Source organism: Leifsonia xyli subsp. cynodontis, assembly GCF_050632205.1.
GTDB lineage: Bacteria > Actinomycetota > Actinomycetes > Actinomycetales > Microbacteriaceae > Leifsonia > Leifsonia xyli_D.
In genome coordinates this window covers 1,393,241-1,410,683 of sequence record NZ_CP192578.1, presented here as the reverse complement: position 1 = coordinate 1,410,683, position 17,443 = coordinate 1,393,241, and the positions used below count along the sequence as shown (strand labels likewise).

The window sequence follows — 17,443 nt, the reverse complement described above, 5'->3', positions numbered from 1 at the left end:
GGGATGGCCGACACCGTCCCGTACCGGCCGAAGGCCGGCGAGATCCCGACCCAGCCGGGCGTGTACCGGTTCCGCGACAAGAACCGGCGTGTGCTCTACGTCGGCAAGGCGAAGAACCTGCGGGCGCGGCTGAGCAACTACTTCCAGCCGCTCCGCAGCCTCCACGAGCGCACCCGCCGCATGGTCACCACGGCGTCCAGCGTCGAATGGACGGTCGTGGGCACCGAGTACGAGGCGCTGCAGCTCGAGTACACCTGGATCAAGGAGTTCAACCCTCCGTTCAACGTCAAGTTCCGCGATGACAAGACGTACCCGTACCTCGCGGTGACGCTCGGCGACCGGGTGCCTCGCGTGATGATCACACGCAACCGCAACATCAAGGACGCCCGCTACTTCGGCCCGTACACGAAGGTCTGGGCGATCCGCGAGACCGTCGACCTGATGCTGAAGGCGTTCCCGATGCGCTCCTGCTCCGACGGCGTGTACCGCCGCGCGGAGCTGACCGGCCGGCCGTGCCTGCTCGGCGACATCGGCAAGTGCGCCGCCCCCTGCGTCGGCCGCATCACGCCCGAGGACCACAAGTCGCTCGCCATCGACTTCGCCAGCTTCATGGCGGGCAACGACAGCGGCTACCTGCGCGACCTCACCGAGAAGATGAAGCAGGCGGCGAGCACGATGGACTACGAGTCCGCCGCTCGCCACCGCGACGCGATCCAGGCGCTGGAGGGCGCGCTCGGCAAGAGCGCGGTCGTGCTGACCGAGAACATCGACGCCGACGTGTTCGGCATCGCGCACGACGAGCTGGCGGCCGCGGTGACGCAGTTCATCGTCCGCGGCGGCCGGGTGCGCGGTGTGCGCAGCTGGGTGGTCGACAAGGAGCTCGACGTCAGCCTCGGCGAGCTGGTCGAGACGGTCGTGCAGAACGCCTACGACGGGCCGGACGCGCCCCCGCGCGAGATCCTCGTGCCCGAGCTGCCGGACGACACGGCCGAGCTCGACCTCTGGCTCACGCAGCGCCGCCGCGAGACGCCCGACCCGTCCGCTCCCCGTGGCCGGCTGACCGGACGCGTGGAGCTGAAGACGGCGCAGCGCGGCGAGAAGGCCGCCCTCGCCCAGACGGTCGAGATGAACGCCAAGAACGCGCTCATCCTCTACAAGACCCGGCGCAGCTCCGACTTCGTCGCCCGCTCGAAGGCGCTGAACGACATCCAGGACGCCCTCGGGATGGGCGACGCCCCGCTGCGGATGGAGTGCTACGACGTCTCGCACCTGAGCGGCACGAACATCGTCGCCTCGATGGTGGTGTTCGAGGACGGGCTGCCCCGCAAGGATCAGTACCGGCGGTTCAGCATCCCGGAGTCGACGGACGACACCGAGTCGATCTACCAGGTGATCTCGCGGCGCCTTGCGTACCTCAAGGAGGCGCCCGCGGCGGTCGAGGGCCTCGACGAGGAGACGGCGCTCGACGCCGAGGGCGCCGCCGGTGCCGACGAGGTGGTGGATGCGGCCGAGCGCCGCCGCCGCAAGTTCTCGTACCCGCCGAACCTGCTCATCGTCGACGGCGGCCAGCCGCAGGTGGCGGCGGCGAAGCGGGCGCTCGACGAGTCCGGCGTCACGGGCATCCAGCTCGCCGGCATCGCCAAGCGGCTGGAGGAGATCTGGCTGCCCGACTCCGGTTTCCCCGTGATCCTGCCGCGCAACAGCGACGCGCTGTTCCTCATCCAGCGCCTCCGCGACGAGGCGCACCGTTTCGCCATCACGTACCAGCGGGCCCGCCGCAAGCGCGACATCGGGACGGTGCTCGGCGAGATCCCCGGGCTGGGGCCCTCGCGCGTCAAGGAGCTGCTGAAGCATTTCGGCTCCGTCGCCCAGCTGCGGAAGGCCACTCCCGAGCAGATCGCGGAGGTGCGCGGCGTCGGCCCGCGCCTCGCCACGGCGGTGTTCGAGCGGCTGGCGGACGGTGCGCGCGCCGACGCGGATCCGGGCGACGCGGGTGACGCCGACCGCACCGATGTGCGCGAGGAAGACGGCCAAGCGGCGGACGCCAGTCGGTAGGCTGGAGGCCACACCCCAGCAGCGGAGGAGACCGTTCGATGGCCACCGACGACGACACTGTCGCAAACGGCGAGCAGCAGGAGGTGCTCATCGTCACCGGGATGTCGGGCGCCGGGCGCTCGACGGTCGCGAACGCCCTGGAAGACCTCGACTGGTACGTGGTCGACAACCTCCCTCCGCAGATGCTCCGCCCGCTGATCGAGCTCGCGAACCGGGCCGAGTCCGGGCTGCCGCGCATCGCCGCCGTCGTCGACGTGCGCGGGCGCAACTTCTTCGTCGACCTGCGCGACATGATCCAGAGCCTGCGCGAGGGCACCAAGGTGCGCGTGCTGTTCCTGGAGGCGTCGGATGCGGTGCTCGTCCGCCGCTTCGAGCAGGTGCGCCGGCCGCACCCGCTGCAGGGCGACGGCACCATCCTCGACGGCATCTCCGCCGAGCGGACGCGCCTGCGCGAGATCCGCGAGGCGAGCGACATCATCGTCGACACGACGGACCTCAACATCCACCAGCTGGCGACCAACATCACCGACACGTTCGCGGCGGAGGACGCGGCGGACGTGCAGGTCACCATCATGAGCTTCGGCTTCAAGTACGGGCTGCCTGCCGACGCCGACATGGTGGCGGATGCGCGGTTCCTGCCCAACCCGTTCTGGAACCCCGAGCTGCGTCCGCACACCGGCCTCGACGGGGTCGTCCGCGACTTCGTGCTCGAGCAGAACGGCGCCGAGGAGTTCATCCAGGGCTACGTCTCGGCGCTGCGCCCGATCATGGCCGGCTATCAGCGCGAGAACAAACGGCACGCGCTGATCGCGATAGGCTGCACTGGCGGAAAACACCGGTCCGTCGCGATTGCGGAAGAGCTCGCGGCCCGGTTGCGCACTTTCCCCGGTCTGGCGGTGAACACCAAACACCGCGACCTCGGCCGTGAATGATCCCGGCCCATCCATCCACGGCACCACCCCCGCCTTGAGACAGTAAGGAATCCGATTGGCTCTCACCTCCGACGTCAAGGACGAGCTCACGAAGGTCGAGGTCAGCAAGACCACGGTCCGGGCCGCAGAGCTGGCGACCATCCTGCGCTTCTCGGGCGGCCTCCACCTGATCGGCGGCCGTATCGCGGTGGAGAGCGAGCTGGAGACGCCCGAGCTCGCCCGCCGGGTCCGGAAAGACCTCGCCGAGCTGTACGGCGTCCGCAGCGACGTGTCGGTGATCTCCGCCTCGGGCATCCGGCGCAGCAACCAGTACCTGGTGCGCGTGCTCGACGGCGGCGAGACCCTGGCGCGGCAGACCGGTCTGCTGGATGCGCGCCGCCGGCCGATCCGCGGGCTCCCGAACCGCCTCACCACCGGATCCCGCGACGAGCTGGCCGCCGTCTGGCGCGGCGCGTTCCTGGCGCACGGCTCGCTGACCGACCCCGGCCGCTCGGCCGCCCTCGAGGTCACCTGCCCGGGCAACGAGGCCGCCATGGCGCTCGTCGGGGCCGCGGGCCGGCTGGGCATCGCCGCCAAGGCCCGCGAGGTGCGCGGAGTGCACCGCGTCGTCATCCGCGACGGCGAGGCGATCAGTGCGATGCTCGTCGCGATGGGCGCCGCGCAGACCGTCGCGAACTGGGAGGAGCTCCGCCAGCGCCGAGAGGTCCGCGCCAACGCGAACCGCCTGGTCAACTTCGACGACGCCAACCTGCGGCGCTCGGCTCAGGCCGCCGTCGCGGCATGCGCCCGCGTGGAGCGCGCCCTCGAGATCCTCGGGCCGGATGTGCCCAAGCACCTGCAGTACGCCGGCGAGCTCCGCCTCGCGCACCGCGACGCCAGCCTCGACGAGCTCGGTCACCACGCCGACCCGCCCATGACGAAGGACGCGGTCGCCGGCCGCATCCGCCGGCTCCTCGCTATGGCGGACAAGCGCGCGAGCGACCTCGGCATCCCGGGCACCGAGGCCAGCCTCCCCGCCGATCTGGACGAGGTGTAGTTTTTTCAGGGGGATTCCCTCATAACAACAGTGGAGATGAGTAATGGCTGACTACACCCTGCCGGACCTTCCGTACGACTACTCGGCGCTCGAGCCGAACATCAGCGGCCGGATCATGGAGCTGCACCACGACAAGCACCACAAGACCTACGTCGACGGCGCCAACACCGCCATCGCCAAGCTGGCGGAGGCGCGTGACGCCGACGACCTGACCTACGTCAACAAGCTCCAGAAGGACCTGGCGTTCAACCTCGCCGGCCACGTCAACCACACCGTGTTCTGGAACAACCTCTCCCCGGACGGCGGCGACAAGCCGGTCGGCGAGCTGGCCGCCGCGATCGACGAGTTCTTCGGCTCGTTCGACAAGTTCCGCGCCCACTTCACGGCGTCGGCGCTCGGCATCCAGGGCTCCGGCTGGTCGATCCTCGCGTGGGACTCGCTGGGCCAGAAGCTGATCATCGAGCAGCTCTACGATCACCAGGGCAACCTCGCCGCGGCGACCGTCCCGCTCCTCATGCTCGACATGTGGGAGCACGCCTTCTACCTCGACTACGTCAACGTGAAGGCCGACTACGTCAAGGCGTTCTGGAACATCACCAACTGGTCCGACGTGAATGACCGCTTCCTGCGGGCGCGCGAGAAGACCGCGGGTCTGCTGCTACTGTCGTAAGCAGGATGGCGTCCCGGGAGGAGCCTCCCGGGACGCCGACGTCCGCAACAACCACCCACAAAGTGCGCCGTCCGGCGCCCATCGAGTAACTGGAGACATCTGTGTCCGTAAAGATCGGAATCAACGGGTTCGGTCGCATTGGTCGCAACTACCTGCGCGCGGCTCTCGCGAAGGGCAGCGACCTCGAGGTCGTCGCCGTCAACGACCTCACCGACAACAAGACGCTCGCGCACCTGCTCAAGTACGACTCGATCACGGGCCGTCTGGACGCGACCGTCGAGCTCGACGGCGACAACATCGTCGTCGACGGGAAGCCGATCAAGGTTCTCGCTGAGCGCGACCCCGCCAACCTCGGCTGGGGCGACCTGGGCGTCGACATCGTGATCGAGTCGACCGGCCGCTTCACCAAGGCCGACGACGCGCGCAAGCACATCGAGGCGGGCGCCAAGAAGGTCATCATCTCCGCCCCGGCCACCGGCGAGGACGCCACGTTCGTCATGGGCGTGAACGAGCACCTGTACAACCCGGAGACCGACAACATCATCTCCAACGCGTCGTGCACCACGAACTGCCTCGCGCCGCTGGCGAAGGTGTTCAACGACGAGTTCGGCATCGAGCGCGGTCTGATGACCACGGTCCACGCCTACACCGCCGACCAGAACCTGCAGGACGGCCCGCACTCCGACCTCCGTCGCGCGCGCGCCGCCGCCATCAACATCGTCCCGACCTCGACCGGTGCCGCCAAGGCCATCGGCCTGGTGCTCCCCGAGTTGAAGGGCAAGCTCGACGGCTTCGCCCTCCGCGTCCCGGTCCCCACCGGCTCGATCACCGACCTGACGGTCACCGCCTCGCGCCCCGTCACGGTCGACGAGGTCAAGGCGGCCTACAAGAAGGCCGCCGAGGGTCCGCTCAAGGGCATCCTGAAGTACACGGAGGACGAGATCGTCTCGAGCGACATCGTGTCCGACCCGCACTCGTCGATCTTCGACTCGGGTCTGTTGCGTGTCATCGGCGACCAGGTCAAGCTCTCGAGCTGGTACGACAACGAGTGGGGCTACTCCAACCGTCTGGTCGACCTGACCGAGTACGTGGCCGAGCGCCTCTAACGACAGGGAACCGACGTGACGCTCCGCACACTCGACTCACTCGGTTCGCTCGCAGGCAAGCGGGTCGTCGTCCGCTGCGATCTCAACGTGCCCCTCGAGGGCTCGAAGATCACGGACGACGGCCGTGTGCGAGCGTCGATTCCCACCCTGAACGCCCTGATCAACCAGGGCGCGAAGGTGGTCGTGATCTCCCACCTGGGCCGCCCTGAGGGTGCGCCCGATGCGAAGTACAGCCTGGCGCCGGTCGCCCAGCGGCTCTCCGAGCTGCTGGGCAAGCCGGTGACCTTCGCGAAGGACACCGTCGGCGGCGGCGCCGCGGATGCGGTGTCCGCCCTGAAGGACGGTGACATCGCTCTTCTCGAGAACCTCCGGTTCAACCCGGGGAGACCGCGAAGGACGACGCCGAACGGAAGGCGTTCGCCGAGAAGCTCGCCGCCTTCGGCGACGCGTTCGTCTCGGACGGCTTCGGTGTCGTGCACCGAAAGCAGGCCAGCGTCTACGAGCTCGCGCAGCTGCTGCCGAGCGCGGCCGGCACGCTCATCCAGGCCGAGCTCGAGGTGCTCGACCGGCTGACCGAGAACCCCGAGCGGCCGTACGCGGTGGTGCTCGGCGGCTCGAAGGTCTCCGACAAGCTCGGCGTGATCGGCCACCTGCTGCCGAAGGTGAACTCGCTGCTCATCGGCGGCGGGATGCTGTTCACCTTCCTCGCGGCCAAGGGCCTGAAGGTGGGCTCCAGCCTGCTGGAGGCCGACCAGATCGACACCGTGAAGGGCTACCTCGCCAAGGCGGACGAGCTCGGCGTCGAGATCGTGCTCCCGCGCGATGTGGTCGTCGCCTCGAAGTTCGGCGCCGACGCGGAGCACGCGGTGCGCCCGGTCGACGCGATCGAGGACACCGACTGGGGCTCCACGGGCCTCGGGCTCGACATCGGGCCGGAGACGGCGGAGCTGTTCTCCGAGTACGTCCGCGGCGCCCGCACCGTCTTCTGGAACGGCCCGATGGGCGTGTTCGAGCTCGCTCCGTTCGCGGCCGGCACCAAGGCGGTCGCGCAGGCGCTGACCGAGGTCGACGGCCTCAGCGTGGTCGGCGGCGGCGACTCGGCCGCGGCCGTGCGCGCGCTCGGCTTCCGCGACGACCAGTTCGGTCACATCTCGACGGGCGGAGGCGCGAGCCTCGAGTTCCTCGAAGGCAAGCGACTCCCCGGACTGGAGGTCCTCGGATGGCAGCAGTGAACCCCGCGGCACGACGTGTGCCGCTCATCGCCGGCAACTGGAAGATGAACCTGGACCACCTCCAGGCCATCGCGTTCGTCCAGAAGCTCGCCTGGACCCTGAAGGACGCGAACCACGACTTCACCGCGGTGGAGGTGGCGGTGTTCCCACCGTTCACCGACCTGCGCAGCGTCCAGACCCTGATCTCGGCCGACAAGCTGCCGCTGGCGTTCGGCGGCCAGGACGTGTCCGAGCACGAGTCGGGTGCCTACACCGGCGAGGTCTCGGCGGCCTTCCTGGAGGCGCTGGAGACCAGGTACGTCATCATCGGCCACTCGGAGCGGCGCACGCTGCACAACGAGACCGACGAGCAGGTGGCCGCGAAGGTGGCCGCGTCGCTGAAGCACAACATCGCGCCGATCATCTGCGTCGGCGAGACGGCGGAGGACCTGGAGGTCCACGGCGCGAGCGCCGTCCCCGTCGCGCAGCTGCGTGCCGCGCTGGCCCAGGTGGACTCCGCGGCTGACGTCGTGGTGGCGTACGAGCCGGTCTGGGCGATCGGGTCCGGCCAAGCGGCCACCCCGGAGCAGGCGGAGCAGGTCTGCGCCGCGCTGCGCGGGGTCATCGCCGAGCTGCTGGGCGACGACGTGGCCGCGAAGACGCGCATCCTGTACGGCGGATCGGTGAAGTCGGGCAACATCGCCGGCTTCATGCGCGAGCCGAATGTCGACGGCGCCCTCGTCGGCGGAGCCAGCCTCGACGTGAACGAGTTCGCGGCGATCGTCCGGTACCAGAAGCACGTCGGCCTCTGACCGGCGCCGCCGGTTATACTGGACGTTGGTTTACCCGGGGGTCGAGGCCCCCGCACGCTTCCCGAAAGGTTCCCCGTGCTCATTCTCCAGGTCGTCCTGCAGGTGCTGCTGGGCATCACCAGCCTCCTGCTGACGCTGCTCATCCTGCTGCACAAGGGCCGCGGTGGCGGTCTGTCCGACATGTTCGGCGGCGGTGTCACCTCCAACCTCGGTGCCTCGGGCGTCGCCGAGCGCAACCTCAACCGCATCACGGTGATTCTCGGGCTGATCTGGATCACCTGCATCGTCGTGCTCGGTCTGATCACCAAGTTCAGCGCGTAAGCGCGTCACTGAAGAAGGAGAACGGCATGGCTTCCGGAGGCAGTGCAATCCGCGGCTCGCGCGTCGGCGCGGGCCCCATGGGCGAACAGGACCGCGGCTTCCACGCGGAGCGCATCGCGATCTCGTACTGGGACGCCCTCGGCAACGAGACGGTCCGCTACTTCGCGGCGAACCTCCCCGAGGAGGAGATCCCCGACGTCATAGATTCGCCGTCGACCGGTCTGCCGGCCGGCCGCGACAAGGAGAACCCGCCGTCGGTGGCGAAGACAGAGCCCTACAAGACGCACCTCGCCTACGTGAAGGAGCGCCGCAGCGAGGAGGAGGCGGAGCAGCTTCTCGAAGACGCGCTCAACCAGCTCCGCGCCCGCCGCGGTCGCCCCACCACGAACTGACGCGACATTCGCACGAAGGCCGTTCATCCATCCGGGTGGACGGCCTTCGTCGTGCGGCTAGACTGCGTGCCACAGCAGGAGGTGGTGGATGCGCGGCTCACGGGACGACCGGGCGGGCATCCCGCGCGCCCTCGGGGATGAGGTCGCCCGCGCTGGACTCATCGCGCTCCTCGACGCAGCGGTCGCCTGCGCGGAGGACGCGGAGTGCCTGCTCACCCGCTACGACGACGGTTCACCCCTCGTGGCCGTGGATGCACGGCGCAGCCTCAAGCTCAGGATCGCGTTCGCCGAGCTCCAGCACTGGGTCGACGAGCTCGACCTGACCGGGTGCGACGCGGAGGTGCGGGACGAAGCGTCGCGCCTCCTGGCCTTCTACCTGCACCTGCTGACGCACGCCTTCGACCGCGGGATCGCCGCCGCCGGCCGGGACCGCCTGGCGATCCGGAGCCGGGCGCCGCTGACCGGGGCGCCGGCCGCGCGCCTCGCCCTTCTGCGCGAGCGCGTCCGCGCCTCCGCCTGAAGGACGCGAGCCGGCTCACGCCACCCGGTCCTTGCGCCGGTCGAGTGGTGACATCTGCTCACCACGAGCGTCGAGTGGTGACACCTGGTCACCACTCGACGTGCGCGCGTCAGTACGACGGCGCGATGAGGTTCTCGGGCACGTCGACCGCCGCATCCTTGTCCACGAAGAACACGGTGCGCTTTCGGCCCTTGGCGCCGGCGACCGGCACCTCGGTGTAGCTCGCGCCGGCGAGGGCGAGGCCCAGGGCGCTCGCCTTGTCGCTGCCGGCGAGCACCAGCCAGATGCGGTCGGAGGAGTTGATCACCGGGCGGGTCAGGCTCAGCCGCTGCGGGGGAGGCTTGGGCGAGTCGCGCTCGGCGATCACGCTGACCTTCTCTTCGCGGATGCCGTCACGGTCGGGGAACAGCGACGCGATGTGCCCGTCGGGCCCGACTCCCAGGAACATGATGTCGAACTTGGGAACCGGCCAGCCCTCGTGACCGAACGCCTCGAGCTCGGCCGCGTACACGCGCGCCGCCTCATCGATGTCCGGGATCTCGTCGGACGACGGGAACGGGTGGACGTTCTCCGGCGGCACCGCGATGTGCTCCAGGAGAGCCTCGCGGGCCTGGCGCTCGTTCCGGTCCGGGTCGTCCCGCGGCACGAAGCGCTCGTCGCCCCACCAGAAGTGCACCTTCGACCAGTCGATGGTGTCGCGGGCGGGGAGGCGTTGACCGCCTCCAGCACCGCGATGCCCATCGTGCCCCCGGTCAGCGCGATGTTCGCGCGGCCGAGGTCGTCGAGGATGTCGATCGTCTTGGTGAGGAAACGCGCCGCCACGGATGCGGCCAGGGCCTCCTTGTCGGGGTGGACGAGCACCCGCCGTTCGTTCGTCATGCCCTGGCGCCTGCTCCTTCGTCGGAGGTCTCCAGCAGTGCGAGACCCTTCGTGATCACCTCGCCGTAGAGGTCGTCGGGGTCCAGCCTACGCAGTTCCTCCGCCAGGCAGTCGCGCAGACTGCGGCGTGGCAGGGAGAGGTCGTGCGACGGCTGGCCCGGCTGCGACAGGCGGGCGACGTTCGGGATCTCGCGCTCCAGCTCGATGGTGCCGGTTGCGCGCTCCATCTTGACGCCGTGGATGCCGCCGGAGCCGATCGCGCGCGAGGCGAGGTCGTAGTGCACCGGCACCTGCAGCTGCAGGCGCAGCCACGCGGCGAGGAGGAGCGTGGAGGGGAGTCGGCCGCACCGGCCACATCCACCCCCGTGATGGGCTCGTACGGCGGCTGGTCGAGCACGGCGGCCAGCTGCGCGCGCCACAGGGTGAGCCGGGTCCAGGCGAAGTCCGTGTCGCCGGGGGCGTACGTCTGCCCCAGGTGGAACAGGAAGTCCTGCGGATTCGGCTGGGCCGAGGCGTCGGTGATCCGCCGGGTCGCGATCCGGCCGAGCGGGGAGTGCGACGCCTTCTCGGGCGCGACCCCGGGCCACCAGACCACGACAGGGGCGTCGGGGAGGAGGAGGCCGGTGACCAGTCCCTCCTCGTCGCTCGCCGTCTCGCCGTAGGCGCGGAGCACGATGACCTCGCTCGCCCCGGCGTCGCCGCCGACGCGGATCTGAGCATCGAGGCGGGCCTCGCCCTTCTTCCGCTCCCGGTCCTCCTCGGTCGAGACCACGATGACGCGCATCGGGTGCTCGCGGGAGGCGTCGTTGGCGGCCTCGATGGCCTCCTCCTCCTGACCGAGGTGGGTGGCGATGATCAGGGTGAGCACGCGGCCGAGGGCGACGGCGCCGCCCTCCTCGCGGATCTTGACCAGGGCTTTCGAGATGTTGCTGACGCTCGTCGCGGGAAGATCGACGATCATGGACGCCTCCAGACGCGGCCGTCGCGCTCCAGGAGCTCGTCGGCCGACTTCGGGCCCCAGGTTCCGGGGCGGTACTGCTCGGGCTGGCCCTGCGTGGCCCAGAAGTCCTCGATCGGGTCGAGGATCTTCCAGGAGAGCTCGACCTCCTCGTGGCGGGGGAAGAGCGGCGGGTCGCCGAGCAGCACATCCAGGATGAGCCGCTCGTACGCCTCGGGGCTCGCCTCCGTGAAGGCGTGGCCGTAGCCGAAGTCCATGCTGACGTCGCGCACCTGCATGCCGGCGCCTGGCACCTTCGAGCCGAAGCGGATGGTCACACCCTCGTCGGGCTGCACGCGGATGACGAGCGCGTTCTGACCGAGCGCGCTGGTCTGCGACTCCGCGAAGAGCTGCTGCGGCGCGCGCTTGAAGACGACCGCGATCTCGGTGACGCGGCGGCCCAGGCGCTTGCCCGCGCGCAGGTAGAACGGCACACCGGCCCAGCGGCGGGTGCCGATCTCGAGCTTGATGGCCGCGTAGGTCTCCGTGGTGGACTGGGGGTTCATCCCGTCCTCCTCCAGGAAGCCGACGACCTTCTCGCCGCCCTGCCAGCCGCTGCCGTACTGGCCGCGGGCCGTCGAGGTCGCCAGGTCCTTCGGCAGCCGGACGGCGGCGAGCACCTTCTCCTTCTCGGCGCGGAGGTCCGCGGCGTTGAACGAGATGGGCTCCTCCATCGCGGTGAGCGCGAGCAGCTGGAGCAGGTGGTTCTGGATGACGTCACGCGCAGCGCCGATGCCGTCGTAGTACCCGGCGCGGCCGCCCACGCCGATGTCCTCCGCCATGGTGATCTGCACGTGGTCGACGTAGTTGGCATTCCAGATCGGCTCGTACAGCTCGTTGGCGAAGCGCAGCGCCAGGATGTTCTGGACGGTCTCCTTGCCGAGGTAGTGGTCGATGCGGAACACCGAGTCCGGCGGGAACACCGTCTCGACGACGGCGTTCAGCTCGCGCGCCGACTGCAGGTCGTGACCGAACGGCTTCTCGATGACGACGCGCCGCCAGCCCTCGCCGGACTGGTCGGCGAGACCCGAGCGCTTGAGCTGCTCGGTGACGATCGGGAAGGCCTTCGGCGGGATGGACAGGTAGAACGCGTGGTTGCCCATCGTGCCGCGCTCCGCGTCCAGCTGCTCGACGGTGTCCTTGAGGCGCTGGAACGCCTCGTCATCGTCGAACTCTCCGGGCACGAAGCGGATGCCCTGCGCGAGCTGCTGCCACACGTCGTCGTCGAACGGCGTGCGCGCGTACTGCTTGACCGCGTCGTAGACGACCTTCTCGAAGTCCTGGTCCTCCCAGTCGCGCCGGGCGAACCCGACGAGAGAGAACCCGGGCGGCAGCAGGCCGCGGTTCGCGAGGTCGTACACCGCGGGCATCAGCTTCTTGCGCGACAGGTCGCCCGTCACGCCGAAGATGATGAGGCTGCTGGGCCCCGCGATGCGATTGAGGCGGCGGTCGGAGGGCAACCGCAGCGGGTTGAACTCCGGGGTGATCTCCACCGGTGACAAGTGTCGGTCTCCTTTATCGGGACTTCAGTTGACGGCCTCGAACAGCGAGACGACATCCGCCTCGGGGTTCGTGAGCGTGAGGGTCAGCACCGGGCGGCCGTGCTCGCCGAGGACGCTGGCGTCGCCGGCGGCCTGGGCCTGGATGAGCTGCCCGAAGGTGAAGGGACGGCCGGGGATCTCGAGGTCCTCCGGAGCCGTCGCCGTGATCTGCAGGAACACGCCGACGGCGGGACCGCCCTTGTGGAACTGACCGGTCGAGTGCAGGAAGCGCGGGCCCCAGCCGAACGTGACCGGGCGGTTCGCCTTCGCCGCCAGCAGGTCGCGGATCCCCGCGAGCTGGGGGAGGGCGAGGCGGTCGACGTAGGCCTGGACCGCGACGTAGCCGTCGGGGCCGAGCTGCGCGAGCAGCGCATCCACCGCGGCGTCGAGGGTCTTCGCCTCGCCGAGGAAGGATCCGGTGGTGCGCACCTCGATGCCGCCGGCGGTGAACGCCGGGGTGGCGGGCTCGGGCCGGTTGTCGAGCAGCGCGCGCGCCGCGGCCTTGGCGGCTTCGACGTCGGGCTGGTCGAACGGGTTGATGCCGAGCAGGCGCCCGGCGACCGCTACCGCGTACTCCCAGACGAGGAGCTGTGCGCCCAGGCTGCCCGACACGAGGATCTCGCCCTCGTGACGGTCGGCCGGGAACAGGTGGTGCGCCTCGGCGTTCGCGACGAGACGGACGACCTGCAGGTCGGCCGGCTTCGACTCGAGCTCGGGGGCGAGCTTGTCGAGCACGACCGGAAGCAGGCCGGTGCCCTCCTTGCCGGTGGACTCGGCGATCAGCTGCTCGGCCCAGTCGGCGAAGCCGACGATGTGAGTGCCGTCGGCGACGATCCCCAGCTTGTCCTTGAGCGGGCTGGTGCCGGCGATCGCGGCGCCGAGCACGAGACCCGGGTTCTGCGCGTTGTCGACGGCGAGCTCGATCTGCGTGGCCTCGGCCTCGTCGAGCAGCTCGGCGATGTCGACGCCGGCGAGACCGGACGGCACCAGGCCGAAGGCGGTCAGCGCCGAGTAGCGTCCTCCGACGTTGGGGTCGGCGTTGAAGACGCGGTAGCCGGCCTCACGGGCGGACTGGTCCAGCGGCGAACCGGGGTCGGTGACGACGACGATGCGCTCGCGCGGGTCGATGCCCGCATCCTGGAACCACTTCTCGTACACGCGCTTCTGGCTGTCGGTCTCGAGCGTGGAGCCCGACTTCGACGAGATGACCACCGCGGTGGCCGGCAGCCGGTCGCGGAGCGCCGCCAGCACCTGGCCCGGGTCGGTCGAGTCGAGAACGGTCAGCTCGGCCTCGGCCGTGCGGGTGATGACCTCGGGCGCGAGCGACGAGCCGCCCATACCGCCGAGGACGATGTGGTTCACGCCCTTGGCGTGCAGTTCCTCGCGCAGGGCGACGATCTCGGCGACGAGCGGACGCGAGATGGCGACCGCCTCGGTCCAGCCGAGACGCTTGGACGCCTCCGGCTCGGCCGCCGGGCCCCACAGCGCGGGGTCGAGGGCGGTGATGCCGGAGGCCACCTTGTCGGCGACGAGCTGGGGCACCACGGTCCGGACGGCTTCCGCCGCCGGACCGGTGACGTGGATGCGGAACGTCACTTGGCGGCCCCCTCGAGAGCGTTCTTCACGGTCTCGACGAGTTCGTTCCAGGAGACGACGAACTTGTCGACACCCTCGCGCTCGAGGGTCTCGGTGACGTCGTCGTAGCTGATGCCGAGGTCGGCCAGCTTGTTCAGCACGTCGTTCGACTCGGCGTAGGTGCCGGTGACGGTGTCACCGGTGATGGTGCCGTGGTCGAAGGTGGCGTCGAGCGTCTTCTCCGGCATCGTGTTGACCACGTTCGGGGCGACGAGCGCCTCGACGTAGAGCGTGTCGGGCAGGCTCGGGTCCTTGACGCCGGTGGAGGCCCACAGCGGGCGCTGCTCGTTGGCGCCGGCCTCGACCAGCTGCTTGGCGCGGTCGGTGGCGAACTCCTTCTCGTACACCTCGTAGGCGAGGCGCGCGTTGGCGATGCCGGCCTTGCTCTTGAGGCCCTCGGCCTCGTCGGTGCCGATGGCCGACAGGCGCTTGTCCACCTCGGTGTCGACGCGCGAGACGAAGAACGAGGCGACCGAGTGGATGCCGGACAGGTCGATGCCCGCCGCCTTGGCCTTCTCGAGGCCGGTGAGGTAGGCGTCGATGACCTGGCGGTAGCGCTCGAGGCTGAAGATCAGGGTCACGTTGACGCTGATGCCCGCCGCGATGGTCTCGGTGATGGCCTCGAGGCCCTCGACCGTCGCCGGGATCTTGATCATGACGTTCTGCTTCTGGATCTTGTCCGAGAGCTTCTTCGCGGCCGCGATGGTCGCCTGGGTGTCGCGGGCGAGGCCGGGGGCGACCTCGATCGAGACGCGGCCGTCGACGCCGTTCGAGCGCTCGAACACCTCGTGGAAGATGTCGCTCGCGTTGGCGACGTCGTCGGTGGTGATCTCGAAGATCGCGTCGTCGACGGACGTACCGGCGGCGGCGAGCTGGCGCACCTGCTCGTCGTACGCCTCGCCCTTGGAGAGCGCGGCGGCGAAGATCGTCGGGTTCGTGGTCACGCCGACCACGTTCTTCTCGGCGATCAGCTTCTGCAGGCCGCCCGAGTTGATGCGCTCGCGCGACAGGTCGTCGAGCCAGATGCTGACGCCCGCGGCCGACAGGGCGGCGGTGGGGGTCTGGGTGGTGGAGGTGGTGTCAGTCATGATGTTCTTCTTCTCCTCTTGGCCCGCGCTCAGAGCGACGCGAGCGATTCCTTCGCGGCGGACACGGCGTGCTCGGTGGTCATGCCGAACTCGCGGAACAGGGTCTTGTAGTCGGCCGACGCACCGAAGTGCTCGATCGACACGCTGCGGCCGTGGTCGCCGACGATCTTGTCCCAGGCGAGCGCGAGGCCGGCCTCGATCGAGACGCGGGCCTTGATCGCGGCCGGGAGCACCTTCTCCTGGTACTCGGCGGGCTGCTCGGCGAACCACTCCAGGCTCGGGGCCGAGACGACGCGGGCGTTGATGCCCTCGCCGCGCAGCTCCTCGCGGGCCTCGAGCGCGATCTGCACCTCGGAGCCGGTGGCGATGAAGATCACGTCCGGCGTGCCGCCCGGCGCCTCGGCCAGGATGTACGCGCCCTTCGCGACGTTCTTCGCCGACGCCAGGGTGTCGCCCTCGGCGTCGCCCTCGCCGCGCTCGAACACCGGGATGTTCTGGCGCGTCAGCGCGATGCCGGCCGGGCCCTGACGGCGCTCCAGGATGGTCTTCCAGGCCCACGCGACCTCGTTGGCGTCGCCGGGGCGGACGACCGCGAAGTTCGGGATGGCGCGCAGCGTCGAGAGCTGCTCGATCGGCTGGTGCGTCGGGCCGTCCTCGCCGAGGGCGACGGAGTCGTGCGTCCAGACGAAGATCGACGGGATGTCCATCAGGGCCGACAGGCGCAGCGACGGGCGCTGGTAGTCGCTGAAGATCAGGAACGTGCCGCCGAACGGACGGGTCGGGCCGTGCAGGACGATGCCGTTGATGATCGCGGCCATCGCGTGCTCGCGGATGCCGAAGTGCAGCACGCGGCCGTACCGGTTGCCCGTCCACTCGTGCGTCGAGCGCTCGCTCGGCACGAACGACGGCGCGCCCTCGATGGTGGTGTTGTTCGACTCGGCGAGGTCGGCGGAGCCGCCCCACAGCTCCGGCATGGCCGGGGCGATCGCGTTCAGCACCTTGCCGCTCGCGGCGCGGGTGGAGACGTCCTTGCCCGGCTCGAAGACCGGCAGCACGCTCTCGAGGTCGGGCGCCTGGCCGCTCAGCAGCCGGTCGAGCAGCTCCTTGCGCTCGGGGTTCGCCTCGGCCCAGGCGTCGAAGCCCTTCTGCCACTCGGCGCGCTCCTCGGCGCCGCGCTCGGTCGCCTTGCGGGTGTGTTCGATGACCTCGTCGGCGACCTCGAAGGTCTGCTCCGGGTCGAAGCCGAGCACCTCCTTGACGGCGCGCAACTCGTCGGCGCCGAGCGCCGATCCGTGGATCTTGCCGGTGTTCTGCTTCTTCGGCGACGGCCAGCCGATGATCGTCTTGAGGATGATCAGCGACGGCTTGTCGGTGACGGCCTTGGCGTTCTCGATGGCCGTGAAGAGCTCCTCCACGTCCTCCTGGTAGACGCCGGTCTTCTTCCAGTCGACGACCTGGACGTCCCAGTGGTACGCCTCGTAGCGCGCCTTGACGTCCTCGGTGAACGCGATGTCGGTGTCGTCCTCGATCGAGATCTGGTTGCTGTCATAAATCGCAATGAGGTTGCCGAGCTCCTGGTGGCCGGCGAGCGACGAGGCCTCCGAGCTGACGCCCTCCTCCAGGTCGCCGTCCGACGCGATCACGTAGACGTGGTGGTCGAACGGGCTGGTGCCGGGGGCGGCCTCAGGGTCGAACAGCCCGCGCTCGAAACGCTGGGCATAAGCGAAACCGACGGCGGAGGAGATGCCCTGACCGAGAGGTCCGGTGGTGATCTCCACGCCGTCGGTGTGTCCGTACTCGGGGTGGCCGGGGGTGAGGGAGCCCCAGGTGCGCAGCTTCTTCAGATCGTCGAGCTCGAGACCGTAGCCGCCCAGGTAGAGCTGGATGTACTGGGTCAAGGACGAGTGGCCCGCCGAGAGGATGAAGCGGTCGCGGCCCAGCCAGTGCTGGTCGTGAGGATCGCGGCGCATGACCTTCTGGAAGAGCAGGTAGGCGGCGGGCGCGAGGCTCATGGCGGTGCCGGGATGCCCGTTGCCCACCTTCTCCACCGCATCGGCCGCGAGGACGCGAGCCGTGTCTACCGCCTTGTTGTCAATGGGATCCCACTGCAGTGCTGCCACGTGAAAACTGACCCTTCGTAGAAATAGGTGAGGGTCGTCGTGGTACCCGCACCGGTTGAGGTAGTGCGCGCCGTGGACGTCATCGGCGCCGGGCCCGGAAGGGGCGTCGGCTGGCGAGCACCTTCAAG

The 17,443-nt window shown here is 69.6% G+C and carries 13 protein-coding genes and 3 pseudogenes; 10 read left to right on the top strand and 6 right to left on the bottom strand.

What is annotated here, in order from left to right:
* Nucleotides 1-3 precede the first annotated feature (3 nt).
* The 10 genes and pseudogenes from uvrC to ACQ86M_RS06965 all read left to right on the top strand — a co-directional run bounded on the left by uvrC (nt 4) and on the right by ACQ86M_RS06965 (nt 9,055).
* On the top strand, nt 4-2,055 hold the full coding sequence (gene uvrC / locus ACQ86M_RS07010; RefSeq protein ID WP_431247547.1) for an excinuclease ABC subunit UvrC: 2,052 nt from the start codon (nt 4-6) through the stop codon (nt 2,053-2,055).
* A 38-nt stretch (nt 2,056-2,093) separates the two neighbouring features.
* On the top strand, nt 2,094-2,987 hold the full coding sequence (rapZ, locus tag ACQ86M_RS07005; protein ID WP_431221345.1) for an RNase adapter RapZ: 894 nt from the start codon (nt 2,094-2,096) through the stop codon (nt 2,985-2,987).
* A 55-nt stretch (nt 2,988-3,042) separates the two neighbouring features.
* Nucleotides 3,043-4,023 (top strand): DNA-binding protein WhiA, encoded by a 981-nt coding sequence (whiA, locus tag ACQ86M_RS07000; RefSeq protein ID WP_431221344.1) that lies wholly within the window; start codon nt 3,043-3,045, stop codon nt 4,021-4,023.
* Between the two features lie 43 nt (nt 4,024-4,066).
* Complete coding sequence (locus ACQ86M_RS06995; RefSeq protein WP_431221343.1) at nt 4,067-4,693, top strand: superoxide dismutase; 627 nt, start codon at nt 4,067-4,069, stop codon at nt 4,691-4,693.
* Between the two features lie 101 nt (nt 4,694-4,794).
* Complete coding sequence (gene gap / locus ACQ86M_RS06990; RefSeq protein WP_431247546.1) at nt 4,795-5,799, top strand: type I glyceraldehyde-3-phosphate dehydrogenase; 1,005 nt, start codon at nt 4,795-4,797, stop codon at nt 5,797-5,799.
* A 15-nt stretch (nt 5,800-5,814) separates the two neighbouring features.
* Nucleotides 5,815-7,031, top strand: a pseudogene (locus ACQ86M_RS06985) (phosphoglycerate kinase).
* On the top strand, nt 7,019-7,822 hold the full coding sequence (gene tpiA / locus ACQ86M_RS06980; RefSeq protein WP_431221341.1) for a triose-phosphate isomerase: 804 nt from the start codon (nt 7,019-7,021) through the stop codon (nt 7,820-7,822). The pseudogene ACQ86M_RS06985 and the gene tpiA overlap by 13 nt, the downstream one beginning before the upstream one ends.
* Before the next feature lie 75 nt (nt 7,823-7,897).
* On the top strand, nt 7,898-8,143 hold the full coding sequence (gene secG / locus ACQ86M_RS06975) for a preprotein translocase subunit SecG (RefSeq protein ID WP_018191139.1): 246 nt from the start codon (nt 7,898-7,900) through the stop codon (nt 8,141-8,143).
* A 26-nt stretch (nt 8,144-8,169) separates the two neighbouring features.
* Nucleotides 8,170-8,535 carry an RNA polymerase-binding protein RbpA gene (locus tag ACQ86M_RS06970; protein ID WP_064109140.1) on the top strand — a complete coding sequence of 122 codons (366 nt, stop codon included), beginning with the start codon at nt 8,170-8,172 and terminating at the stop codon, nt 8,533-8,535.
* Nucleotides 8,536-8,623: 88 nt separating this feature from the next.
* Nucleotides 8,624-9,055: a hypothetical protein gene (locus tag ACQ86M_RS06965; RefSeq protein WP_431247545.1), complete on the top strand. Its 432-nt coding sequence runs from the start codon at nt 8,624-8,626 to the stop codon at nt 9,053-9,055.
* A 109-nt stretch (nt 9,056-9,164) separates the two neighbouring features.
* Here the strand turns inward: ACQ86M_RS06965 and pgl are convergent.
* From pgl to tkt, 6 genes and pseudogenes are all read right to left on the bottom strand, one after another.
* Nucleotides 9,165-9,934, bottom strand: a pseudogene (gene pgl, locus ACQ86M_RS06960) (6-phosphogluconolactonase).
* Nucleotides 9,931-10,895: pseudogene (locus ACQ86M_RS06955) on the bottom strand (glucose-6-phosphate dehydrogenase assembly protein OpcA). The pseudogenes pgl and ACQ86M_RS06955 overlap by 4 nt, the downstream one beginning before the upstream one ends.
* Nucleotides 10,892-12,433: a glucose-6-phosphate dehydrogenase gene (gene zwf / locus ACQ86M_RS06950; RefSeq protein WP_431247544.1), complete on the bottom strand. Its 1,542-nt coding sequence runs from the start codon at nt 12,431-12,433 to the stop codon at nt 10,892-10,894. Before zwf ends, ACQ86M_RS06955 begins: the two are co-directional and overlap by 4 nt.
* Before the next feature lie 24 nt (nt 12,434-12,457).
* On the bottom strand, nt 12,458-14,068 hold the full coding sequence (locus ACQ86M_RS06945; protein WP_431247543.1) for a glucose-6-phosphate isomerase: 1,611 nt from the start codon (nt 14,066-14,068) through the stop codon (nt 12,458-12,460).
* Entirely contained in the window at nt 14,065-15,195 is a 1,131-nt protein-coding gene (gene tal / locus ACQ86M_RS06940) for a transaldolase (protein WP_431247542.1), read from the bottom strand. The genes ACQ86M_RS06945 and tal overlap by 4 nt, the downstream gene beginning before the upstream one ends.
* 29 nt (nt 15,196-15,224) lie before the next feature.
* Nucleotides 15,225-17,315, bottom strand: a complete 2,091-nt coding sequence (gene tkt / locus ACQ86M_RS06935; protein ID WP_431247541.1) for a transketolase — start codon at nt 17,313-17,315, stop codon at nt 15,225-15,227.
* Nucleotides 17,316-17,443 lie beyond the last annotated feature (128 nt).